The organism is Ewingella sp. S1.OA.A_B6 (assembly GCF_049889095.1).
Lineage (GTDB): Bacteria > Pseudomonadota > Gammaproteobacteria > Enterobacterales > Enterobacteriaceae > Ewingella.
The window spans coordinates 1-281 of sequence record NZ_JBLJFK010000066.1 but is presented as its reverse complement, the minus strand read 5'-3'; the positions used below and the strand labels follow the sequence as shown (position 1 = coordinate 281).

Annotated in this window: 1 protein-coding gene; it reads right to left on the bottom strand. The window is 38.1% G+C overall.

Annotated elements, in window-relative coordinates:
• Positions 1-55: 55 nt before the first annotated feature.
• Positions 56-281, bottom strand: a 226-nt coding sequence (locus ACMV8I_RS21490) for a hypothetical protein (protein WP_498867159.1), incomplete at its 5' end; no start/stop codon positions are given.

The window sequence follows — 281 nt, the reverse complement described above, 5'->3', positions numbered from 1 at the left end:
GATAACCCAAACCAAAACGCCATGATAGCTAAACATACGCTAAAACCTTGTTGTTTTACAGGGTCGGCTTCTTTAAAGGTAAAGGTCTTTTTTTAAATGTCCAGTTGATACGATGCAAGGTATCGACAAACGCATTGTAGGATATACTGACATCAGGATGGTCTTTTAAATATTGTTCTCGTAGCTGTTTAGCGGTGTCAAATTCCTGAGATTTGACGTATTGTTCAAAAGCAATAAGGTCGGTTATGATGTGTTTTACGCCGGTTGGTTGTGCTTTTTTA